We start from the raw sequence: 22,664 nt of genomic DNA, 5'->3' as shown, positions 1-22,664 counted from the left end.
CGACGGCGCCGGTCTCTCATGGAAGCGCTATCGCCATCATTCTAACACATGTTCGTTCGCCGGGCGCAATGCCTTCGCCGCCGTTTCCAGCATTGTCTCCGATGCCCTCCTCAGGGCCTTTTTTACAACCTGATCGCCCGCCCCTCGTCCGCCGACTCGTTCGCCCGCACGACCAGTTCAAGCGATCTGGCCGCATCCGCGTATGAGGAGCGGATCCCCGACGGGTCGCCGGAACGCGCCGCTTCGAGAAAAGCTGCCGCCTCGTCCACGTACATGTTCTCCTCCGGAAAATGCGCGGACACCTCCTCGCCGCGGAAGTCCCCGTACAGCCGGCTGCCCAGGCGGGATAGATCGACCGTGAGCCGGTAATCCCGGCCCAGCAGCTCGATCTCGACCCGCGGCCGCTCCACGCCCCACGAGTGCGTATGCGTCTGGACCGTGCCATGCGCGTAAGCCAGATTGACGACGAAGTTGTCCTCGACCGTATAGTCCGCGCTCTTGGGCCGCTGTACGTTGGCGCCGAAGGCGTGGATCGCCTCGACCTCGCCGCCTTGCGCGCCCGCGATATACCTGGCCGCGTCGATCAGGTGAATCGCCTGGTCGAACATCGGTCCGCCTGACTTGGCCTTGTCGAGCAGCCAGCGCGGGGTCGGCGCTTCGGGCAGGCCGGCGGCGCAGGCATGCACGCTGCGCACGATCGGGACCGGAGCGCCGCTGCGCGCGATCAGCTCTCTGGCCGCAGCCACGGCGCCCGCGTAGCGGTACATGAAGCCGACCGCGCATACGATGCCGCTCTCGCGGACGATCGCCGCGATCTCCTCCGCCTCGCTTACCGACCGCGCGGGCGGCTTCTCGACGAAGCAGGCGATGCCCCGCTGCGCTGCCTCGTGGATCGGGCCCTTGCGCACGCCCGGCGGCGTGCAGACGAACACCGCGTCCAGCGGCGTGCGCTCGAACAGCAGCCGGTAATCCGTAAAGGGCTCGGCTCCGTATTCTCCCGCGATCCTGGCCGTCTTGTCGGCGTCCGTACCGCAGACGGCGGCAATGCGGACGTCGTCCCTTTTGACCAGATTGCCGATATGCCTTAAGCCGATTACGCCAATGCCGATAATGCCGATATTCATGAAAAGCGCCCCCTTCTTGTCATGCCAAACCGCGTTCATTCACACCGTCCGCTATTCTTCCTTGCCGCCCGGCTCGTCGAATGCAATGCCGCGAATCCGCAGCGTCGCGTCGGTCGGCGTGCTCCAGTTAACCATCACGGCACGCGTGCGCGCGTCAGGCGGATCGTTGCGCATCGCGATCTCGTCATGCTCGTCCGCGCCGCCCTCGATGCGGATGCCGTACCGGCCGGACCTGTACACGGCCGCGCCCGCGGACAGGCGCATCGTCGCAAGCCCGGTCGCTTCGAGTCCTTCCCCGCTCAGTTGTCCCTCCTCCGGCGGAAACAGGCAGACGGCCTGCAGGTAGATGCCGCGCGGATCGTCCGAGACGACCCGCAGGTCCAGCCCGTCCTCCAACAGCGTCAGCTCGATAGCGACAGTGGTGCGCACAGTACCGATACGGCGACGCAGATGGTTCGGCATGTCGACGTAGCGCCCGCCGGCATGAAGCGTGTGCTCGTCCGCGAGCGGGCCGAAGTAGCAGCCCTCCAGCTCCGCACGGAGCAGATACCGATCGTCCCCTATCGGCTCGATGCCCGGAAAGGACACCGCGCCGGCGCCGAACCAGCCGACGCCGAGCTTCAGCCCGAGCAAACGCGCATCGCCGTACTGGACGTACAAGCACTCCGCCTGCCCCGCCATGGCAGTGACGCTCAGCGGCCCACGCCGGTGCCGCAGCACGGGCGCGCCGTGCGGATGCTTGACGACCGGGCCGAGATAGGGCACGCGGTCGGGAACCCGCGTGCGATTGCCCTCCCCGAACAGCACGGTGTACCGTTCTCTTGGCGGGGCAGGCGCAACTGTCGGCGTCATCCGCTCGGGCATGCGCATCCAGTGGAGCAGCGCCACGCTCCCGCGCGGCGCCGTCCGGTCCGCGATTTCCGCAAGCGCGGCCAGCTCGGGGTCGCGCTCGCGCGCGGCGATCAAATGGAACGCCACGTAGTAGCGGTCGTCCATGCGCGCCACCTGCCCGAGATCCTGGCGCCCGGAATATTCGGTCGCGATCGTGTCCCCCGGATGCAGCATGTAGCGCATCATCCGCAGCGTGCTCGCCGAGGCGTCCAGCGCAGGCGCATAATCGAACACCATACCGACGTCATAGAGGTAATAAGCGCAAATCGCGTTGTAGATCGAATTGCTCCGCTCGGTCCACTCGCCGTAGTCGGTCATGTCCAGGCCTTCGTTCAAAAATTCGAACGCCCGCTCGCGGTACGCCGCCCCGCCGAACAGCTCCTCCATTTTGGCCAGCGCCGACGCCATCACCCAGCGGTGATTGGGCGTATGAATGCCTCCTTCCAGCAGTGCGGGCGAGGCGTGCCGCAGAAACGTCAGCACGGCGTTCGTCGCCTTCGCCGCTTCCTGCCCCGCGTCCCGCAGCAGCAGCTGCGCGACAAGCGCGACCAGATGCGACGTAAACGCCGTATCGGGGGGCGAATCGATGTTGCAGTTGTAGAGCGATACGTTGCCGCTCGGCAGTTGGATGCCGAGCAGCTCCTCCGCCGTCTCCTCCAGCGCGGCCAATAGCGCCGGATCGCGAAAATACCGCGACTGCGGCTGACAGTAAAGCACGGCCAGCAGCGTCAGCCGGTTCAGCTCCCGTCCCTGAACCCTCTTTTTGCGGACGCTTCGTTTTTCGGCCTCCATCAGCTTCCATTCCTCCGCGAGCCTCGCCTCCTGCAGCCGGACCAGCTCGGCGATCCGCGCTTCGGCAGTCGTTTGCATATGCCTCCTCCTTCCCGCCCGAGGACAGACAGAAGGACGGACGGTTCGCGGACCGGTCCGTCCTTCGGCCTGCCCGGGCATGCGCCCCAAGCGTTTATTCGTTCGTCGTCTTCCAGTTCATGGCGACCAGGTTCTGCGTCACTTCGGCGTCGTATTCCTCGCCGCCGTTTTTCTTCCAGCCGGACACGACGTTCTCCCACTCCGCGTCGAAGTCTTTGGCGATGACCGCCTTGGAGAGCGCGTCGTACAGGAACTTCGTGATGTTGGCGACGCTCTTGTCCGATACCGGCCGCGGCGTGTCGATGAGCGGCCCCTGCTTGCCGAACTTCTCGAAGGATTTGAAGTAGGGGTCAAGAATATCGGCGATCTCGTCTGGATTCGGCTCGTTGGCGAACTGCTTCTTCATCTGATCCTTCGTCGGATTGCCCATGTAGCCCTGGGTGAGCAGGTTCAGGTCTTTGAAGTACCAGTCGATCTCCTCCGCGTTTTTGACCGGATCGATCGCCACGTACAGGCCGTCCTCCTCCTTGAAGTGCACGCCTTCGATGCCCGCCTGGACGAGCTTGATGTTTTTCGCCAGGACGTTCAGGTACTTGACCGCGGCCGCCGGATTTTTGGACGACTTCGGAATCATGTTGAGCAGTCCGTATACGTTGGCCTCGGTCATCGCCTGCGTGCCGTTCGGCCGCACGAGGGGATCGAGCGTCACCCACTTCGCTTCGGGCACCGTTTTGCGCGTCTCCTTGGTGACGGTCCACGGGTCCTCGTTCGAGTCCATGAAGCCGGACACGCCGGACGTGTAGTTCTGGATGAACTGCTGCGAGTTGACGTCGGTGACGAATTCCTTGGAAATGAGACCTTCCTTGTACACCTTATTCAGGAAGCGGAAGAACTCCTTGCCCTCGTTCAGCGCGACCGCGGAGTGGAACACGCCGTCCGCGAAGTTGCCGCTCGGCATATACATCTCCGTCGCCGGGCCGTCGATCGCCACGCCCGCGCCCCACATCGGGCCGAAGAAGAAGCCCTTCATGCCCTGCGAGATCGCCGGCAGCGCCCACGGCACGACATTGTCCTTGCCGACGCCGCCCGGGTCCTTTTCCTTGAACGCCTTGAGCGTCTCGTACAGCTCGTCGAGCGTCGTCGGCGCCTTCATGCCGAGCTTGTCGAGCCAGTCCTGGCGAATCTTCATGTTGGAAGCCGCCGCCGTGCTCATCCGCATCGCCGGAATCGCGTAGCGCTTGCCTTTGTAGGTACCTGCCACCTCGAGCGACGGGCCGATCAGCTTTTTGATGTCCGGGCCGTACTGCTCGAGCAGATCGTCCAGCTCCCACAGGCCGCCCTGCTCCGCCCATTTGAACATGGCGTTCATATCGTAAGTGATGATAATGTCGGGACCGCCGCCGGAAGCCATCCAGATGTTGTTTTTCTCGCTTTCCTGCGAGCGCGGCAGGACGACGTATTCGACGTCGAGGCCTTCCTTGCGGGCTTCCTCCTGCAGCTTTTTGACGATCACGGTGTCTTCGAGCTTCTGGCCGTTCGGCGAATTCGAGCGGTCCCACAGCGACACGCGAACCTTCTCCAGCTTGCCGTCCCCCGCCTGCGTCGCGCCGGACGTTCCGCCGGTCGCAGCTGCGCTCGATGCGCCGCTGTTGTCGTTATTGCCTCCGCATGCCGCGAGCGGCAGCGTGACCAGCGCGATCGCCAGCGCCGTCTGCAATCCTTTTTTCCAACTCCCCATCATTCCGGTTGCCTCCTTGGTAATCAAGACTGAAGTAGCGCTATCGTGAACCCGAACGGCGCGGCGCCGCGCGATCCGGACGTTCAACCTTTTACGGAGCCGAGCATCGAGCCTTTGACGAAGTACTTTTGCAAAAAAGGGTATACGATCAGGATCGGCACGGTCGCGACCACGATGACGGCGGCTTTGAGCGATTCCTGGATGACCGTGAACTTGCTCTCCATCGTCATCTGCTCCAGCGACGTATCCATTTGCGACAGCAGCAGGATGTTGCGAAGCTTCGCCTGCAGCGTGAGCAGGTCGGGATCGTTGATGTAAAGCACCGCGCCGAAGTAGGCGTTCCAATGGCCGACCGCATAGAACAGGCCGATCGTCGCCAGCGACGCCCCCGAGAGAGGGAGCACGATCCGGATCAAATAACGCATGTTGCCGCAGCCGTCCATGACCGATGCTTCCCGCAGCTCGTCGGGAATCGTCTGGAAAAAGCTTTTCATGATGATGACGTTAAACGCGCTGATCAGGCCCGGTATGATGAGCGCCCACAGCGTATCGAGCAGATGGAGCGACTTGACGACGAGGAAGAGCGGGATCATGCCGCCGCTGAACAGCATCGTGACGACCATAAACCGCATGAAGATTCCGCGGCCCTTGAGATCCCGGCGCGACAGCGGATAAGCCGTAATGATCGTGAACAGCAGATTCAGCGTCGTGCCGACGACCGTCAGGAAGACGGTGACGAACAGCGATCGCATGACCGAGCTGTCGGCCAGGATCATCTTCATGGAACCGACCTGGAACTCGACCGGCCACAGCAGGACCTTGCCCGTCTGGATCGCGGTGCTGCTGCTGAAGGCGTTTGCAAGGGTGTTCAGAAAGGGAAACAGGCAGATGAACGTGAATACGATGAGCGCGCTGTAAACCAAGATGTCGAAGACGAGTTCGCCGGGCGTGCGCTTGGCCTTCCTCGGACGGGTCGCCGGAGCGGGACGGGCGAGCTCGCCCGTCGGCTTCGCCTCGCCGCTTGCGGAGCTGCTTGCCGAGCTGCTTGCGGTGCCGCCTACCATAGTCCCTCGCCTCCCGCCCTTTTCGCAAAATGATTGGCCGCGACGACAAGGCATAGATTAATGACCGACTGCACCATGCCGACCGCCGTCGTCAGCCCGAATTCGCCCTGCTTGATGCCGACGCGGTACACGTACGTGCTGATCACCTCGGATACGTTGCTGACGACCGAATTGGCCAGCGCGAGCGGCTGCTCGATGCCGATCGACACCATGTTGCCGACGGCGAGGATGAACAGGATGACGATCGTCGGCATGATGCTCGGCAGCGTGACGCTGGCGATCTTGCGGATGCGGCCCGCGCCGTCGATGGACGCGGCCTCGTACAGCGCCGGATCGATCGCCGTGATCGCCGCCAGGTAGATGATCGTCCCCCAGCCCGCGCTCTGCCAGACGGCCGACAGCGTGTAGGTGATGATCCACCACGTCTGGTCCGCCATGAAGTAGATTTCCTTCATGCCCAGCCAGCGAAGAATCTGATTGATGACGCCGTACTTCGGCGACAGCACCGCGTACACGATGCCGCCGAGCACGATCCAGGACATGAAGTGGGGCAGATAAAGCATCGACTGCGATATTTTCTTGAGCGACCGGGACCGCACCTCGTTTAGCATGAGCGCGAGCAGGATCGGCGCCGGAAAGCAGACGATCAGCCCGAGCAGATTCAGCAGCAGTGTATTGCGCGTGATCCGGAAAAACTCGGGGATCGAGAACATTTCCCGAAAGTTGGCGAGTCCCGACCAATCGCTGCCCCAGAGGCCCCGGAACAGATTGTAGTCCTTGAAGGCGATGACGAGCCCGCCCATCGGGACGTAGGCGAAAACGATGAAAAAGACGGCGGCCGGCACGAGGAGCAAATAGAGATCATAGTTTTTTTTCCATTCCTTCACGGTCCGCTCCCTCCCTGCGAAATGCCGAAGCGTTCGGCGGCTTAAGATGTGGCTGGTCTTGCCGATAATGCTGGTCTTGCCGATGATGCTGGTCTTGTCGATGATGCTGGTCTTGTCGATGTTGCTGATTTTAGTGTAGAGGGGTTTGTAAGCGTTTTAAATGCGGAAAATTGGACGTTTTATTAGATTTCTTGCACCGGTTCGGCCGCATGCTTGAGACTCTCGGCCAGCATGAGCAGCGCCATCGATTGGCCGTAAGGCATCGGACAGCGGGGAATCTGCCTGTAAAGGTCCAGCGTGTGCCCCATTCGCGTGCCGTAGGATACGTCCTGCACGGCGCCGTCCGCGTCGATCCGTCCGACGACGGCTTGCAGCGCGCGCAGGCCCGGCTCTTTGTACCGCGCGCCCAGATACCCTTTGCGCACCGCCTTGAGCAGCCCGTAGGCGAAGCCCGCCGTCGCCGACGTCTCCTCGTACGAGGACGGATCGTCGAGCAGCGTTCGCCACATGCCGGACGGCTCCTGAAGCTCCGTCAGCTTGGCCGCCTGCCGCTCGAGCGACGACAGCAGGAAGCGCCGCACGCCCGGCGATACATCCACGATATCCAGGTAGTCGACCAGGCCGGCCGTGTACCAGGCGTTACCGCGCCCCCAGCGCGCCCGGGCGAAGTTATGATTCTCCTTGAACGTCCAGCCGTGGAAAAACAGGCCGGTCTCCGTATCCGTCAAATATTTCAGATGCACGAGAAACTGCCGCACGCTCTCCTCCACGTAGTCTTCGCGCTTCAGCAGGACGCCCATGCGCCCGAGGAACAGCACCGTCATGTACAGCGTGTCGTCCCACAGCTCGCCCTCGTTCGGGCTGTCCACCGCCGTATGGGCGATGCCGGACTCCGGCGTGCGGGGCATACGGACGGCCGCATAGTCGGCCCATTCCTCGCAGACTTTTAGATAATCCGCCTTGCCGGTCTCCTCGTAAAGGTAGCTGAGGGTGAGCAGCGGGCACATGGTATTCACGTTTTTTCCGGGCAGTCCGCGCTCGAGATGGCGGTCGAACCAGGACGTCAGATAATCGAGCAGGCCGGGGTCGCCGGTTTCCTTGTAATACAGGTAGAGGGAAAACAACCCCACGCCCTGCGACCAGTCCCACACGTCCATCGAGATGATGCTGTCAGCCGTATCCTCCTGAATCGCCACCTTCAGTCCCCGCATGCCCGCGATGACCCGCTCGATCAGCGCTTGCGCCTCCTGCCTGTCTAGCTGCCGTGCAATCATGGCTTCCACTCCCGTTTGGATGTTTGTAGGTCTGTATGTTGAAATTAGGCCTTAGGCCCGCCCACGGAGCATACCTGCCAAGGCTTGATCGATATCGGCCGTCAATGCGTCCGCGTCCTCCAGCCCGATCGAGAGACGGACGAGCCGCTGCGGCATCCCCGTCCGCAGCGACGTCTCCTCGTCGATGCCGAGTCCCGGCGTGTTGACCAGGCTCTCGAAGCCGCCCCAGCTCGGCCCCTCCTCGAACAAAGCCAAGCCTTTGACGAAGCCGACGATCTGCTCCCGCGCGCCCCGCGGCACGAAGCTGAGCAGGCCGGCGCAGCCGCTCATTTGGCTGCGGGCCAGCGCATGCTGCGGATGGCTCGGCAGGCCCGGATAGAGCACCCGCTCCACGAGCGGGTGCGCCTCGAGATGCGCGGCGATCCGCATCGCGCTCTCCTGATGCTGCTTCATCCGCAGCGGCAGCGTGCGCAGCCCCCGGATGAGCAGCCACGCCTGATGCGGATCCATCGCCGCGCCGAACAGGCCTCGCTCTTCGTGCGTCACGCGCTCCATCCGCGCCAGGCTGCCTACCATGACGCCCGCCAGAATATCGCTGTGCCCGCCCATATACTTGGTCGCGGAGTGCACGACGATATCGATCCCGAAGGCGATCGGATTCTGGTACAGCGGCGTCGCCCACGTGTTGTCCGCGATCGTCGTCGCGCCATGCGCCTTCGCCAGCGCCGCGATCGCGCGCAGGTCCTGCAGCGTGAACACGTTCGACAGCGGCGTCTCCAGGTAGATCGCCCGCGTATTCGGGCGGAGCGCGGCCTCGATCTCGCCGACGTCGGTGCCCGATACGAACGTCGTTTCCACGCCGAACCGCTTCATGTAAACGTCGAGAAATCCCTTGACCGGCGGATACACGTTCAGCGGGCAGACGATATGGCAGTCCTTCTCCATGACGCTCATGAGCGCGGCGGAGATCGCCGCCATGCCCGAGGAGAAGCAGCGAGCCGCCTCCGCCCCCTCCAGCGCCGCGATCTTCCGCTCCGCGATCTCGGTCGTCGGATTGGCGACGCGGGTGTAGGTGTAGCCATGGTTCGTCGTCTTGCGCGTGAACAGCGTATTCTGAAAAATCGGCGGCACGATCGCGCCGAGATGACGGTCGTAGTCGTCGCCGAGATGCAGGCAAATGTCCTGCTTGCTAAGCGTCGGCTTGAGTGAGGACGGCTTGGCCGGGGGCGACCCGGGCGGGAGCGGCTCGCCAGGGGCAAGCTCCTCGTTTGAAAGCGATTCGCCGGCGCCGGGCACAATCGTATCCCGTTCGCTCAGGTCCTGCCGCTCGCCTCTCCCGGCGTTCGGCTTCGCTCCCCGTCCTCCTCCAGTAACCTCGTTCATTTCCTTCGCCCCTGTCTCGGTCAGTTTGAGTAACCATGTTTCGCGTCGCATGCCCGCCGTGCCCCACAGCCTGCCGCCGCCCGTTTTAACGGTATCCCCTTCGCACAGGTGCGGGCATTTTCGCGTTGCCGCGCAACCTCGCAAAGCTCGCTTACGTCTCAACCGAGTGATGAGTCGTTTAGAAATAGAGCGCAATTTTGCGTACAGCGGCTCCGCGAAGGCTGAGGCGGACTGTAGCGGTAAACTTTGCTCTTAGAGCGATCCGACAGCGGCTGAGGCGGACTGCAGAGGAAAATTTTGCGCTTATAGCGATCCGACGACGGCTGAAGCTACCTGCAGCATTACAGCGATTGCAAGCGTAGCCTAATGCCGCAGATTTCTGCTGCCGTGGCCTCCAAACCCTTGCGCCGCCTCGGTTCCTGACTGAAGGGGATACTGTTCAAACGCCGCGGAACACGCCCTTGTACCTATCCCGTCAGCGGTGCGGGCAGCTCATCTTTAATCTTCAGTCTGCCAGCTATACGTCGCCCGATACTTCGCTTCCCGGCCCGTCCGCCGGACCAGCACGCCCCAGCGGAGCTTGTCGAGCCGATGCTCATAGCCCTTGAACAGGTAGACGGAGGTGCCGGCCGCGCCCGTCATCCGGAGCGTGACCTGTTTGTCGGCGAGCGTCCACACCGCCTCCCAGTCGCCGTCGACGTCGCAGCGCGCCGTCTCCAGCATGAGCGAATAGCCGTCCTCGACGCCCGGCGGCTCGCAGGGTGCGAATGCAAGCGTAGAGCTGAACTCGCCCGCGCAGTGGAACAGCCAGTCGAATTCGTGCACGCCTTCGTGCCCTGCAGCGGGCTTGACCTCGAACTCGTCGTGCAGCCGGTCCGCCTCCAGCCGCAGCGTACGCGCAAATCCGATGCCCGGGTATACGTCGTCCGCGGATACCGCGCACAGGTTGCGCTGCGCATCGAACCGGTCCATGCGGCCGTTCGGGCGGTTCGGTTGGTTGCGCCGGTCGACCATCAGCGAGTTGTGCGCGATCGTCTTGCGCTGCCACTCCCTGAAGAGTGCCGATCCGTACCCGCTGTTGGAAGGGTCCCGCGACACGATCTCGTCTTTCACGAACAGCTCGAAGTTCATGATGTCCGCATGCGCATGCCCCTCGATGACATAGCCGTACTTGAGAAAAACCGACGCCTCCCCGGCATGCAGCTGAGCAAAGTAAATATCCTTGTCGTAGCGGGAGATTCCGTCCGGAAGGCCGCTCCCCGCCGGCACTTCGTCGAAGCGCTCGTTTTCCCAGTCCCGACCGAACAGCAGCCGCGCGAGACCGCCGATATTGGCGCCGGGATGCGCCTTGTTCGGCTCGTCGTAGCTGCGCGACAGCGCGTAACGGAACGGCACTTCATCCTGTACGGCGCGGATCCATTCGTACTGGTGGGCGTAGTTGCCGAACCGCAGCAGCGGCCAGCCGTCGTTCGGATTCGGAAACTCGCCGCTCGCGAAGGCATACTTGACCGGATACCGATACATCCGCAGCAGCGCGTCCTCGAGGATCGGGAATTCGTAGCCGTACAATTTGCAAAACGCCAGGTAATAGGTCATCCCTTCGGCGCAGTAGAAGTGGTAGTGGAAGGAAGCCTCGTACCAGAAGCCCTCGGGCAGCAAGCCCTCCGCCAGCTTCCGCTTGATGCCGTGCTCGCCTTCGGCGGCCCGTTCGCACCAGATCGTTTCGCCGAAAAACAGGCCGATCATGCCCGCCGCCGCTTTCATCCAGCAGATGATGTTGGGCGTCACCCCCACCTTCTCGATGAGGAAGGCCGCCTCGGGAATGAAAAAGGTCTGCTTGTAATGCTCCATCTCTTCGTCCGTGAATGCATCCTTGATCAGTTCCATGCCGTTGAGCAGCCAAATGACGGCCACGCCGTCCGTCAGGTCGCAGCCGGTGAACTTGCCCTCCTGACCGGGAGGCGTGCGCACTTCGAAGCTGCCATAGTTGTCGCACAGGAAGCCGAGCACCTTGCGGATAAACGCAAGATAGGCCGGGTCGCCGTACAGGTTGTAAAGCACGGCCGCGTGAAACACTTGGGTGCAAGCCGAGGTTCTGTATATATAGCACCAGGCATCGTCGGCTTCCTGAGCGACCCGGAGCTCGCCGCAGCCGCTGCAGCGGTGTTCGCCGGGCTTGCCGGGATCGAATATCAGCGCGGCGAAGCATTTGTCGCAAAAGTAATGGTGTCCCCACCCCGCGATCCGCGAGGCGTCGTCGGCATAATGGGCGACCCACCAGTCCGTATCCGGCTTGAAGCCCTCCACGATCCCCCGGGCCCAATCGAAGTTCGCGATCTTGTCCCTTACCGCCTGCCAGTCCTTCACCATCTTCTTCGTGCGGTTCGTCATCTGCTGCACTCCTTCGCGTAGCCTTGCGTCCGGCAAGGCCGATTCGACAGGCGCGGCCCCGGGCCGCTCCGCGGCGGTGGCGGGGCGGGCTCGGGGCCGCGTCTGCGCAAGCTTATTTTCGCAATTGGCGGAAGCGCTTACTATGGGGTGATTTTGCGATTATATTAGCTATTTTGATGTTGCGGCGTCGGAGCGGGGACCATTGATTCGTTTTTGAAAAGAGGGGGACAGGCCGATTGGGATCAGTGCGCGATCAGGCGCATCCGTTAATGCCTTATTGCGCTTATCGCCGGGCGGTTGAGCTGCCAGATGGGGACGATAGCGCCCAAATGCGCTTATCGCCGGGCAGTTGAGCGGTTTGATGGGGACGATAGCGCCCAAATGCGCTTATCGCCGGGCGGTTGAGCTGCCAGATGGGGACGATAGCGCCCAAATGCGCTTATCTCCGGGCATTTGAGCGGTTTGATGGGTCCGATAGCGCCCAAATGCGCTTATCGCCGGGCTGTTGAGCGGTTTGATGGGGACGATAGCGCCCAAATGCGCTTATCGCCGGGCAGTTGAGCTGCCAGATGGGTCCGATAGCGCCCAAATGCGCTTATCGCCGGGCGGTTGAGCTGCCAGATGGGGACGATAGCGCCCAAATGCGCTTATCGCCGGGCGGTTGAACTGCCAGATGGGTCCGATAGCGCCCAAATGCGCTTATCGCCGGGCGGTTGAGCTGCCAGATGGGGACGATAGTGCCCAAATGCGCTTATCGCCGGGCGGTTGAGCTGCCAGATGGGGACGATAGCGCCCAAATGCGCTTATCGCCGGGCAGTTGAGCTGCCAGATGGGGACGATAGCGCCCAAATGCGCTTATCGCCGGGCGGTTGAACTGCCAGATGGAGACGATAGCGCCCAAATGCGCTTATCGCCGGGCGGTTGAGCTGCCAGATGGGGACGATAGCGCCCAAATGCGCTTATCGCCGGGCGGTTGAGCTGCCAGATGGGGACGATAGCGCCCAAATGCGCTTATCGCCATGTGGACGAGCGGGTTAGACCCGTCCACTCCTACTCTTCCCGCCGCACGGCCGGCAGCCTGACGGTGACGGTCGTCCCTTCGCCCGGGCGGCTCGCGATAGAAAGTCCGTAGGCATCGCCGTGCAGAATCCGGATGCGCTTGTGCACGCTGATGACGCCGACATTGGTGTGCTTGCCGGAGCCTTCGCCCGCTTCGCCGTACAGCTCGGGACGGAGCAGCCGCTCCACCTTTTCCCGCTCCATGCCCACGCCGTTGTCGGACACTTCGAGCACGAGATCCCCGTGCTCCGCCCGACAGGCGATGCGAATGAGCGCCTTGCCCGGCTTTTCCTCGATGCCGTGCACGATTGCGTTCTCGGCGAGCGGCTGGAGGATAAACTTCGGGACGCGGCAATCCGCCAGCGCCGGGTCGTCGTCGATCCGTACTTCGATCCGGTCCCCGTAGATGATCTGGTGAATGGCGAGGTATCTGCCGACGAACTCGAGCTCCTCGCCGAGCGTGATATCGTCGCCTTTTTTGCCCAGACTCTCGCGCAGCAGCCTGCCGAGCAGGTAGATCAGCTCGCCGATCTCCTCCTCGCCCTTGAGCTTGGCCATGCTGTAGATCGTCTCGAGCGTGTTGTACAGGAAGTGGGGGTTCATCTGCGCCTGAAGCGCCTTGTAATCGAGCTGCAGCGAACGGTACTCGGCCTGCTGGACGAGCATCTTCTCGCGATAGACCGAGTGGAACAGATCGTCGATCTTCTCGGCCATCGAGTTGAACCTGGCGGCCAACATGCCCACCTCGTCGCGGCTGCGGGGGACGATGATCTCATGCTTGGAGTCGAGCGTGAACTTGGACATGCTGTGAAGCAGCAAGCGGATGTTCGCGGTGATACTCTTGGAGATTCGGGCGGCCATGAGAAAAGCGAGCAGCAGCGCGGCCAGCAGCGTGCCGATCGTCCAGTACTTGAGACTCTCGGTCCCGCGCGTGAGACGGCCCACGTCGATGATCTGCACGATTTTCCACTTGTCGTAATCCGTGGACAGGACGCTCGAGATATAATGCTTGCCGCCGTACTCGAAGTCGCTCTTGGCCTTGCCCGACAAGTACAGGTTCTGGTCGAGATAATGCTCGGCGGCGCCGCTGAGCGCGCCCGAGACGAACAGTTGATCGAACTCGTTGAGGATAAGAACGTCCCCGTCCATCAGATTCTTGACGTTCGCCAAGATCTCGCCGACGTAGTCGCTCTCCAGGCCGATCGCGATGACCCCCACATAGCTCGACGTCTCGATGTCGTACAGCGCCTTCGCCATGTAGAGGGTATCGTCGCCGTCCCTGAACCATAGCGCCCTGCCGCGCATCTCCCGGACCTGCGCCAGATCGATCCGCGCCATCAGGTCCTCGCTGTCCTTCACGGCCTTGCGCTTGATGGAATACGGCCGTCCCGCGGCGTCCAGAATGGAGACGGACCGGTAGTAGTCTTCGAAGAACAAGAGGTCGCTCAGAAAATCGTTGATGTACCGGTTCCGCGCATACGCCTCCGCTTCGCTGTCCGGCTCCCGGCTGAGCGTCTGGCTGAGCGAGGAGTTGCGGAACTGCTGGAAGGCCGCCTGCTCGACGTCCGTCGTCAGCTTGTCGACGTTGATGCCGATCTGGCCGATCAGATATTGCGAAAATTCGCCCGAGTTGCGCTTGATGACGCCGAGCGACACGAAGTAGTTGATGCCGCTGATGAGCGATACCGTAATCATGACGATAACCGTAAACGCGAGCAGGAACTTCGTCCTCAGCTTCGCGTCCGCATATAGACGTCTAAGGCTGCGCAAAGCGATCACCGTCCCTGCTCGTTATTGCGGATCGTCGACATGGTGAAGCCCCTCCACCAGCATGAGCAGCGCCATCGACTGGCCGTAGGGCATCGGACAACGGGGCACGTTCCGGTAAAAGGACTTGGTCGTCCCGAGCCGCGTGCCGTAAGACACGCCCTGCACCCGCCCCTCTGCATCGATCTGCCGGATGACGGCACGCATCGCGGCCATGCCGGCGGCGCGGTATTCTTCGCTGATATAACCTTTGCGCACCGCCTTCAAAATGCCGTAAGCGAAGCCGGCCGTCGCCGACGTCTCTTCGTAGCTGTCCGGATCGTCGAGCAGGGTGCGCCACATGCCGCCGACGGTCTGGCATTCCGCAAGCCGGCGGACCTGCTGCTCCATCGAGGCGATCAGGTACATCTCGATGCCGAGCGGCAGCTCGACGATATCGAGATAATCGACCAGTCCCGCCATATACCAGGCGTTGCCCCGTCCCCAGAGCGCGCCTGCGTAATGGTCCCGGCGAGCGAACGACCAGCCGTGATAGAACAATCCCGTTTCCCGGTCGGTCAAATATTTCAGATGCACGAGAAACTGACGCACGCTCTCCTGCACGTAGTGCTCACGCTTCATCGCCATCCCCATGCGCCCCAGGAACAGCACCGTCATATACAAAGTCTCGCTACGCAGCTCCTCGGCGTTGAGCCCGTCCAGCGTCGAGTGCGCGATGCCGAACTCCCGCGTGCGCGGCATCTCCTCGGCCGCATAGCTGGCCCATTCCTCGCAGACGGCCAGATATTCGGGGTTGCGCGTCTCCTCGTACAAGTAGCTCAGCGTCAGCAGCGGGCACATCGTATTGACGTTTTTGGGCGGCAGCCCCTCCTCGATGCGGTCGTCGAACCACGCCGTCAGATAGGCGAGCATCCGGTCGTCGCCCGTGTTTTTGTAATACAAATAGAGCGAGAACAAGCCCACGCCCTGCGACCAGTCCCATTCCTCCATCGAAATGATGCTGACCGGCGTATCCTCCTCGATCGCGATCTCCAGCCGCTGCATGCCTCCGACGACCTTAACGATCAGGTCCTCGATTTTAGCCCTCTCCGGTTGCACGGGCGCCATCGCTTTTCCTCCCCGACTTTGCGGCTTCAAACGAATTATTCGCTTCGGTTCTTGTATTCCTTGGGCGACACGCCCTCGACCTTCTTGAACACTTGGTAAAAGTAGGCGTACTCCTTGTAACCGACCGTCTCGCCGACCTCGTTCACCTTGAGCCTGGGATCCCGCAGCAGACGCTTGGCCGCTTCGATCCTCGCCTTCACGACCAGATCGACGAAGTTGATGCCGGTCTCCGCCCGCAGCAGACGGCTGAGGTAACCCGAGCTGAGTCCGAAGTGGTCGGCAAGCGAAGTCAAACTGATCGTTTCGGCGAAATGCGCGTTGATGTAGTCGATCGACTTCTTCACGACGAGGCTGTAGTCCTTGTCCCCGCCGTCCAGCTTGTCCTTGACCGTCCGGATCAGGGCCGCCACGTATTCGGAGGCCTCCTTCATGTCCGCCAGACGGTACACGTCCTCTAGCATCTCGTCGATGCTCTTGCCGAAGCCGAGCTCGTCCCCCGTCGTCCGATAGTAGTAACGAGCGGCAGCCAGGCAGATTTCGGACAGCAAGCCCTTCGCGACCCGGATATTGCCCTCGCTGTACAGCTGGACGCGCTCTAAAAACCGCTCCAGGTGGCCGCCCATCTCCTCGGCCGTCGACTGCTCCAGCATCCGGTTAAACGTCTCCAGGTCCCGTACGATCGCGAACCGGCCGCTTTCCGTCCCGGACTCGTCGGGTGCGGGCAGCAGCACAGGCTCTTCGGTGCGAAAGAAGCTCGTCTCCATCAGCGCCGAGGCTTCGGCGAACGCCTCCCCGAGCTCCTCCAGCCGCTTGTACGCCTGGCTTACCGCCATGCAGCACGACAAGCCTCGGCGCTCCCTGGCCAGCTCGACCAGGTCGTGGCAGAAGCTCTGCAGCTTCATCCGCAGCTCCCGCGGCGTGAGCGGCTTCGGGAACAGGCAGGCCAGTGCGAGGTCGTCGCGCACCCCGCCGTCGATCGTCTCGAAGTCGCGTTTGTCCGCGGCCGCCCTCGCAAGCGCAGCCACCTCGTCCCGCAGGCGCGGGTCGATGCGCTGGCTGCCGTCCCCCCGCGCGGCGCCCGAAGCTCGCTTCGAACGGACGATGACGACGGCGCAGCGGCTGCAGGTCACGCCGAGCTCCGCCGCAGTCTTCGCGAGCTCGTCCCGGTCCGGTCCGCCGCCGGCGATCAGCTCGGAGACCAGCTTGCTGCGCAGGGTCGGCAGCGAGCTTTGATGCCGCTCCGTCAACCGGCTGAACGCTTCCTCGCGTTCGGCCCGCCGTGACGTCTCTTCCCGTTCTCCGGCGATCTCGTCCACCGCCTGCCCGATGACGCGTTCCAGTTCGTCGTTGCGGATCGGCTTGACGACGATCTCCTTCACGCCGAGGCTGACCGCCCGCTTGGCGAACTCGAAGTCCTGATAGCCGGTGATGAGGATCGTCTTGGAGTACGGCAGCTCAGTGTGCATATGCGCGGCGAGCTCCAGTCCGCTGACGCCGGGAATCTTGATGTCGGTAATCAACAGATCCGGGCGGCATTCGTCGATGACCCGCTTGCCTTCGACGCCGTCCATCGCCTGCCCGACGACGGTGCAGCCCAGGCGCTCCCAGTCCACGGTACGCACGATCGACTGCAAAATAAGCGGCTTATCGTCGATGACCACGACGGTCATTTTCATGGCATAACCCTCCTCGCCACAAGCCTCATGAATTGGAACCGCTTGCAAAAATGGCTGCCATCCCTAATCTAAAGGCGTAGCGGCCGGCGAACGCTTGCGGTACCCGCTCGGCGACGTCCCGCTGTAGGCTTTGAACAGCTTGCTGAACGAGTACAAGTCGGCGTAGCCCAGCGTTTCGGCGATCTGCGTGACCGGCATGTCGGACTCCGCCAACAGCAGCCGGGCCCGCTCCATGCGCAGTCCCGCCGCATAGGACTTCAGCGTCCGGCCGGTATGCCGCTTGAACAGCTGGCTCAAGTAACGCTGAGAGACGCCGGCTTCCGCGGCTGCCGCCTCCAAGTCGGCCTCCGCCCAAGCGCCCTGCCGGAGCGAGTCGCTGGCCCTGCGCACGAGCTCCCGGTGACGCGCGGACGCCCTGCCGGCGGGATGCGACTCCCGTTCGCTCCGGTACAGCTCCAGCAGGAGCAGCTTGACCGTATAGTCGAACTCGACCTCCGACCATAACGGCGGCATGTCGCGCAGCTCCAGCAGCCTGCCCATGAGCGCCTCGAAGCGCGCGCCGTCGTGCACCTCCACCCGCCTGCGCGGCGGCGAGAAACGCCCGGCTTCTCCGCCCGCGTCCTCGACAGCCTTGCGAAAATGGCAATAGATGACCGTCAGCCGATCGTCCGGATGCTGCTCCACGTCGATCCGGTCGCCGGGGCGCAGCGTGAAGCAGCATCCGGGGGCGATCGGGTACCGGCTGCCGTTGACGGTCATGCTGCCCGTTCCAGCGAGCACATGCCAAAAATCGTAATCCGGCATCGCGTGCACATGCCAGCTCCAGCCCGGCTCGCAGCGCGCTTTGCCCATAATGCGTCCCGGTTCGAACACGACGCCGGACAGCGGACGAACGTCCAGGACGACCGCCTTTTCCCCGTTTGTCTCCGATTCCATGCCGCCGCTCCCCCTCCGTGACGCCCTCATGCGCACCTGGTTCGTCCTTTGCCTAACATTATACATAAGCCCGGAAAATCGGGAAGGCTTTCCGCGGATTATTTTCATGCGTTGCGTTTTCATACAAATCGGCTCCGCTCGCTCCATTCCTGCGTTCCCGGCAAGCCGCTATACTGGCTGCAAAGACGAGAAGGAGTGATCACGATGAGTCTCAAGCCGCTCAATCCGGAGGAAATCAACGAAAAGCTGTATAAGCACCGCGGGATTCATGCCGCGCTGCCGGGAACGGGGAACCTCCGCGACGAAGATTATCTTCATTACCGCACGCAGGGCTTCATCGCCGTCGCCGACATTCTGAGCGCCGCCGAAGTCCGGCAATCGTCGAATGCGATCATGAGCATCCTCTTTAATCCGGATACGCGGGCAAAGGTCCAGTTCACGAAGCCGCAGCGCGAGCTGAAGGACGACGCGGAGCGGGAATTCGCCGTCCGGAAGGTGTACGAGTTCGTCGAGCACGACGAACAGTTGCGCGCGATGGCTTACCACCCCAACATCCTGTCCATCGTCGAAAAGCTGCTCGGCGGCAAGGCGAAGCTCGTGCAGGATATGGCGCTGCTGAAGCCGCCAACGGGTGGCGGAGAAAAGCCATGGCACCAGGACATGGCGTACGGTCCGCTGGCTTACCACCAGGCGGTCGTCGGCGTCTGGATCGCGCTGGACGCGGCCGGTTTGGACAACGGCTGCATGCACGTTATCCCACGCTCGCAGATGTCGGGCGCCGTGCCGCATTATGCCGTTCGCGACTGGCAGCTGTGCGACGAAGCGGTGCCCGTCGAGCGCGACGTCGCCGTGCCTCTCGCGCCGGGCGGGGCGCTCTTTTTCCACGGACTGCTCTTCCACGGCACTCCGAACAACACGTCCGACAAGCGCAGGCGCGCCCTCCAATTCCACTACGCGCTGGAGACGTCCGACAAGATGTCGCCGCAGGAGTACAAGCGCGTGTTCACCAACGAGCTGACGGGCGCGGAGTGCTGACCTTGCCGGATTCGATCGGTCCCGCTCGTTGACGAACGCAGCAGCCGCGCGCCGGCCGCGCCTATCAGGGCGCGGAACCGACGCACGGCTGTTCGTAGTAGGGCAGGGATAGCGCGTAAACGCGGGCCTGATTTCGATTTTGCCTGTCTAACTATTCCTGCCTGCCTAGCCTGCCTAGCCTGCCTAGCCTGCCTAGCCTGCCTAGCCTTGCCTGCCTTGCTTGCCTTGCTTGCCTTGCTTGCCTTGCCTTGCCTTGCCTTGCCTTGCCTTGCCTTGCCTTGCCTGCCTGCCTGCCTGCCTGCTTGCCTGCATGCCTGCATGCCTGCCTTGCCTGTCCTGCCTTGCCTGTCCTGCCTGTCCTCTGCCTGGCTTCTCCTATTTTGCCTCTTCCGCTTCAAATGCGCCTTGCATGTGATACTGCTGCGACGACGGGTCGATCGGGTCTCCCGCGCGCTGATACCTGAATTCGAGCGATACGCGCAGCCGGTTCTCGGTCCGGTTGTCTAGCGCCTTGTGCAGGGTCAGTCCATGGAACAGGAGCAAATCGCCGGTTTTGAAGTCCGTCGTCAGCCAAGGCAACCCAAGCGACTCGCATTTGTCGTGCGGAACGCCGTGACCGCCGGTGCCGGACATCGGCTCGTGCTCGATATAGCCAAGATGATTCGTTCGCGGCATAACAGCCAAGCCCCCCAATTCGGCGGGACAATCGCCTGCCGCAATCCAGCAGGTGTACGTATCGGGCGTTCCTTTGATATAAAAGTAGTCCTGATGCGGGGGCGTCGTGTTGTTGAAGCTTTGCGGAAAGGTGATGCGGCCGATCCGGCGGCGGTGCTCCAGCACGGGGCCGTCCAGCAAGCCGCCGTACAACAGCATCAGCACGGGATTCCTTCCGAAGGCGTTAAACCTTGGCAGCTCCAAGATGCTGCGGTACAACGACGACGTTTCGAATTTGCGGGACGCCGGGAACGTTTTCCCCGAATAGATGCCTTCCGACAGCGGCCTGTCGCGATTCACGAATCCGGCATCGTCGGCCAGCTTCAGCATATCCCCGCGAATGGCGAGCAGCTCGTCAGCGTCCAGCAGTCCTCTAAAAAAGAGATAGCCCTCCTCGCGCAGGCGGCTCCGCAGCGCGACGATATCGTGCAGCAGCCCCATCGAATCCTCCAGCTCTCCGAGCGGCTTTCCGCTTGTTTCCGACACTCGTATTCCTCCTTGTTGTCGCGGCAAATGCGAAGGCCGGCTTGCCTTACGGCACTGGCCGCTACTTGAGATTGACTTGTTCAATGAACTACAGGATCATCATAATACGCAGATTCATAGGCGTATTTGATTCGCGCTTACGATCTTTGATCTTTGCAAAGATGTTGAACATTGAGGACTGGAGGAATCGAAGATGGAACGGAGGATCGGCTGGGAGGCGCTGAATCCCGTCGTCTCGTATGCCAACAGGCTGGCCTGCGATCCCGGCTTCGCGTTCGGACCGCGCGTCGTAAAGGATCACCAGTTCATCTACACGGCAGAGGGCAGGGGGCGCGCCGAGATCGGGGGGAGAGCCTACGATGCAAAACCTGGCGATCTATTTTACTATGGTCCCGGCGTTCCCCACCGGTTCGAGGCCGACGACGACGCGCCTTTCGTCCTGTACGGACTCCACTTTGCGCCGATCGGCGAGCTGCCTGCGACGGGGGCGATCCCCTACGAGCTGCCCGTCGACATCCGGCGCGGGGCGGAAACGCCGCCGCTGGCCGAAGCGAAGCTCGTGCTGGGCGATGCCGCGAGCGGGTTCGCGGTCCCCGAATACATCTCGCTGCCTACAGGGTTCGCCGAGCCCTTCTTCGCCTCGGCCGCGCAGTATTTCCGTTTGACGGACGTTCTGAATCACCTCCGCGGAAGAGCGCTGCTCATCCGCTTCCTGACCGAGCTGTACGAGCGCGTCAGGCAAGCTCGCGTCGAGCAGGATCCGGCCGCCTCGCTGCTCGAGACCGTCAGGACGAGACTGCGCGAGCGCGCGGATGAACCCTATCGGCGGGAATGGCTGTCTGACTGGACCCACTACCACGAAAACCACGCGGCCGCCCTGTTCGCGAGGCTGTATGGCCAGTCGCCTCACGAGTACTTCCTCGGCTGCAAGCTGGAGCTCGCCAAGAAGCTGCTGGCGGACGAGAACTTGAGCGCGCTAGAGACGTCCGAACGGCTGCGCTTCGGCTCCGTCCACCACTTCACGCGCCTGTTCAAGCGCCGGGTCGGCTGTTCGCCGGGCGCTTACAGGCGGATGGGGAGATTGGTGTAAAGGCGGCGGAGACGCGGAGTTGCGGGGGGGAGACGAAGGACGCAGAGTTGCGGGGAAGACGAAGGACGCAGAGTTGCGGGGGAGACGAAGGACGCAGAGTTGCGGGGGAGACGAAGGGCGCAGAGTTGCGGGGGAGACCAAGGGCCAGAGTTGCGGGGGAGACCAAGGGCCAGAGTTGCGGGGGAGACGAAGGGCGCAGAGTTGCGGGGGAGACCAAGGGCGCAGAGTTGCGGGGGAGACGAAGGACGCAGAGTTGCGGGGAAGACGAAGGACGCAGAGTTGCGGGGGAGACCAAGGGCGTGTACTGCCGCGATAAATGGCGCGGCATTGTGGCGCTGTACAGCGCTACTTCGGCTGAGTTGGTGGCGCGAGCCGGCATTGTGGCGCTGTATAGCGCTACTTCGGGCGAGTTGGGGGTGCGAGCCGGCATTGTGGCGCTGTACAGCGCCACTTCGGGCGAGTGGGCGGCGCGGTCCGGCATTGTGGCGCTGTACAGCGCTACTTCGGCCGAGTTGGGGGCGCGAGCCGGCATTGTGGCGCTGTACAGCGCTACTTAGGCCGAGTTGGTGGCGCGAGCCGGCATTGTGGCGCTGTACAGCGCTACTTCGGCCGAGTTGGTGGCGCGAGCCGGCATTGTGGCGCTGTACAGCGCTACTTCGGGCTAGTTGGTGGCGCGATCCCACAATGTAGCGCTGTACAACGCTACTTCGGGCTAGTTGGTGGCGCGAGCCGGCATTGTGACGCTGTGCAGCGCTACTTCGGGCTAGTTGGTGGCGCGAGCCGGCATTGTGACGCTGTGCAACGCCACTTCGGGCTAGTTGGTGGCGCGGTCCGGCATTGTGGCGCTGTACAGCGCTACTTCGGCCGAGCTGGTGGCGCGATCCGGCATTGTGGCGCTGTGCAGCGCCACTTCGGGCGAGTTGATGGCGCGGTCCGGCATTGTGGCGCTGTATAGCGCAACTTCGGGCGAGTTGGGGGTGCGATCCGGCATTGTGGCGCTGTGCAGCGCTATTTCGGGCGAGTTGGGGGTGCGATCCGGCATTGTGGCGCTGTGCAGCGCCACTTCGGGCGAGTTGATGGCGCGGTCCTGCATTGCGCGCTATGCAGCGCTACTTCGGCCGAGTTGATGGCGCGGTCCGGCATTATGGCGCTGTACAAAACAACAACCGTCG

At 62.7% G+C, this 22,664-nt stretch carries 18 protein-coding genes; 4 read left to right on the top strand and 14 right to left on the bottom strand.

Features of this window, described 5'->3' with window-relative positions:
- Positions 1-122 precede the first annotated feature (122 nt).
- From KB449_RS34435 to KB449_RS34415, 5 genes are all read right to left on the bottom strand, one after another.
- Entirely contained in the window at positions 123-1,124 is a 1,002-nt protein-coding gene (locus KB449_RS34435; protein ID WP_282912676.1) for a Gfo/Idh/MocA family protein, read from the bottom strand.
- Positions 1,125-1,175: 51 nt separating this feature from the next.
- Positions 1,176-2,885, bottom strand: a complete 1,710-nt coding sequence (locus tag KB449_RS34430) for a hypothetical protein (protein WP_282912675.1) — start codon at positions 2,883-2,885, stop codon at positions 1,176-1,178.
- Between the two features lie 94 nt (positions 2,886-2,979).
- Positions 2,980-4,626 (bottom strand): extracellular solute-binding protein, encoded by a 1,647-nt coding sequence (locus tag KB449_RS34425; protein WP_282912674.1) that lies wholly within the window; start codon positions 4,624-4,626, stop codon positions 2,980-2,982.
- 80 nt (positions 4,627-4,706) lie between these two features.
- On the bottom strand, positions 4,707-5,687 hold the full coding sequence (locus KB449_RS34420; protein ID WP_282912673.1) for a carbohydrate ABC transporter permease: 981 nt from the start codon (positions 5,685-5,687) through the stop codon (positions 4,707-4,709).
- Complete coding sequence (locus KB449_RS34415) at positions 5,681-6,574, bottom strand: ABC transporter permease (RefSeq protein ID WP_282912672.1); 894 nt, start codon at positions 6,572-6,574, stop codon at positions 5,681-5,683. The genes KB449_RS34420 and KB449_RS34415 overlap by 7 nt, the downstream gene beginning before the upstream one ends.
- 48 nt (positions 6,575-6,622) lie before the next feature.
- Here KB449_RS34415 and KB449_RS34410 point away from each other — a divergent pair, with 48 nt between their 5' ends.
- Positions 6,623-6,760 carry a hypothetical protein gene (locus KB449_RS34410; RefSeq protein WP_282912671.1) on the top strand — a complete coding sequence of 46 codons (138 nt, stop codon included), beginning with the start codon at positions 6,623-6,625 and terminating at the stop codon, positions 6,758-6,760.
- On the opposite strand, the gene bglB is transcribed toward KB449_RS34410, so the two are convergent.
- The 7 genes from bglB to KB449_RS34375 form a co-directional block, all read right to left on the bottom strand.
- A complete protein-coding gene (gene bglB, locus KB449_RS34405) occupies positions 6,757-7,848 on the bottom strand; it encodes a beta-galactosidase BglB (protein ID WP_282912670.1) in 1,092 nt (363 codons plus the stop codon). The genes KB449_RS34410 and bglB overlap by 4 nt on opposite strands.
- 51 nt (positions 7,849-7,899) lie before the next feature.
- Entirely contained in the window at positions 7,900-9,231 is a 1,332-nt protein-coding gene (locus tag KB449_RS34400; protein ID WP_282912669.1) for a trans-sulfuration enzyme family protein, read from the bottom strand.
- 498 nt (positions 9,232-9,729) lie between these two features.
- The gene (locus KB449_RS34395) at positions 9,730-11,622 is read right to left on the bottom strand and encodes a heparinase II/III domain-containing protein (protein WP_282912668.1); all 1,893 of its coding nucleotides are present in this window, start codon (positions 11,620-11,622) and stop codon (positions 9,730-9,732) included.
- A 1,050-nt stretch (positions 11,623-12,672) separates the two neighbouring features.
- On the bottom strand, positions 12,673-14,460 hold the full coding sequence (locus KB449_RS34390; protein WP_282912667.1) for a sensor histidine kinase: 1,788 nt from the start codon (positions 14,458-14,460) through the stop codon (positions 12,673-12,675).
- Positions 14,461-14,472: 12 nt separating this feature from the next.
- On the bottom strand, positions 14,473-15,555 hold the full coding sequence (locus KB449_RS34385) for a glycoside hydrolase family 88/105 protein (RefSeq protein WP_282912666.1): 1,083 nt from the start codon (positions 15,553-15,555) through the stop codon (positions 14,473-14,475).
- 35 nt (positions 15,556-15,590) lie between these two features.
- The gene (locus tag KB449_RS34380; protein WP_282912665.1) at positions 15,591-17,231 is read right to left on the bottom strand and encodes a response regulator transcription factor; all 1,641 of its coding nucleotides are present in this window, start codon (positions 17,229-17,231) and stop codon (positions 15,591-15,593) included.
- A gap of 63 nt (positions 17,232-17,294) precedes the next feature.
- Complete coding sequence (locus tag KB449_RS34375) at positions 17,295-18,167, bottom strand: AraC family transcriptional regulator (protein ID WP_282912664.1); 873 nt, start codon at positions 18,165-18,167, stop codon at positions 17,295-17,297.
- Between the two features lie 204 nt (positions 18,168-18,371).
- On the opposite strand from KB449_RS34375, the gene KB449_RS34370 reads away from it, so the two are divergent.
- Positions 18,372-19,202: a phytanoyl-CoA dioxygenase family protein gene (locus tag KB449_RS34370; protein ID WP_282912663.1), complete on the top strand. Its 831-nt coding sequence runs from the start codon at positions 18,372-18,374 to the stop codon at positions 19,200-19,202.
- Positions 19,203-19,577: 375 nt separating this feature from the next.
- Here KB449_RS34370 and KB449_RS34365 read toward each other — a convergent pair whose 3' ends face one another.
- A complete protein-coding gene (locus KB449_RS34365) occupies positions 19,578-20,402 on the bottom strand; it encodes a phytanoyl-CoA dioxygenase family protein (protein WP_282912662.1) in 825 nt (274 codons plus the stop codon).
- Between the two features lie 193 nt (positions 20,403-20,595).
- On the opposite strand from KB449_RS34365, the gene KB449_RS34360 reads away from it, so the two are divergent.
- Together KB449_RS34360 and KB449_RS34355 are read left to right on the top strand one after the other, a co-directional pair.
- Positions 20,596-21,492 (top strand): AraC family transcriptional regulator, encoded by an 897-nt coding sequence (locus KB449_RS34360; protein WP_282912661.1) that lies wholly within the window; start codon positions 20,596-20,598, stop codon positions 21,490-21,492.
- Positions 21,493-21,791: 299 nt separating this feature from the next.
- Positions 21,792-22,049 (top strand): hypothetical protein, encoded by a 258-nt coding sequence (locus KB449_RS34355; RefSeq protein WP_282912660.1) that lies wholly within the window; start codon positions 21,792-21,794, stop codon positions 22,047-22,049.
- Between the two features lie 257 nt (positions 22,050-22,306).
- Here the strand turns inward: KB449_RS34355 and KB449_RS34350 are convergent, their stop codons facing one another.
- Positions 22,307-22,585 carry a hypothetical protein gene (locus KB449_RS34350; RefSeq protein WP_282912659.1) on the bottom strand — a complete coding sequence of 93 codons (279 nt, stop codon included), beginning with the start codon at positions 22,583-22,585 and terminating at the stop codon, positions 22,307-22,309.
- Positions 22,586-22,664 lie beyond the last annotated feature (79 nt).

Origin of the sequence: Cohnella hashimotonis (assembly GCF_030014955.1) — a bacterium.
Lineage (GTDB): Bacteria > Bacillota > Bacilli > Paenibacillales > Paenibacillaceae > Cohnella > Cohnella hashimotonis.
Note: the sequence above shows the minus strand (reverse complement) of the source record. Positions and strands in the feature narration are given on the sequence as shown.

Bases quoted from the DNA above. Each gene is read 5' to 3' on its own strand.
- KB449_RS34360 (WP_282912661.1), top strand. From the start codon at position 20,596: ATGGAACGGAGGATCGGCTGGGAGGCGCTGAATCCCGTCGTCTCGTAT.
- KB449_RS34400 (WP_282912669.1), bottom strand. From the start codon at position 9,231: ATGAACGAGGTTACTGGAGGAGGACGGGGAGCGAAGCCGAACGCCGGG.
- KB449_RS34385 (WP_282912666.1), bottom strand. From the start codon at position 15,555: ATGGCGCCCGTGCAACCGGAGAGGGCTAAAATCGAGGACCTGATCGTT.
- KB449_RS34395 (WP_282912668.1), bottom strand. From the start codon at position 11,622: ATGACGAACCGCACGAAGAAGATGGTGAAGGACTGGCAGGCGGTAAGG.
- KB449_RS34370 (WP_282912663.1), top strand. From the start codon at position 18,372: ATGAGTCTCAAGCCGCTCAATCCGGAGGAAATCAACGAAAAGCTGTAT.
- KB449_RS34420 (WP_282912673.1), bottom strand. From the start codon at position 5,687: ATGGTAGGCGGCACCGCAAGCAGCTCGGCAAGCAGCTCCGCAAGCGGC.
- KB449_RS34430 (WP_282912675.1), bottom strand. From the start codon at position 2,885: ATGCAAACGACTGCCGAAGCGCGGATCGCCGAGCTGGTCCGGCTGCAG.
- KB449_RS34375 (WP_282912664.1), bottom strand. From the start codon at position 18,167: ATGGAATCGGAGACAAACGGGGAAAAGGCGGTCGTCCTGGACGTTCGT.
- bglB (WP_282912670.1), bottom strand. From the start codon at position 7,848: ATGATTGCACGGCAGCTAGACAGGCAGGAGGCGCAAGCGCTGATCGAG.
- KB449_RS34425 (WP_282912674.1), bottom strand. From the start codon at position 4,626: ATGATGGGGAGTTGGAAAAAAGGATTGCAGACGGCGCTGGCGATCGCG.
- KB449_RS34350 (WP_282912659.1), bottom strand. From the start codon at position 22,585: ATGCAGGACCGCGCCATCAACTCGCCCGAAGTGGCGCTGCACAGCGCC.
- KB449_RS34380 (WP_282912665.1), bottom strand. From the start codon at position 17,231: ATGAAAATGACCGTCGTGGTCATCGACGATAAGCCGCTTATTTTGCAG.
- KB449_RS34435 (WP_282912676.1), bottom strand. From the start codon at position 1,124: ATGAATATCGGCATTATCGGCATTGGCGTAATCGGCTTAAGGCATATC.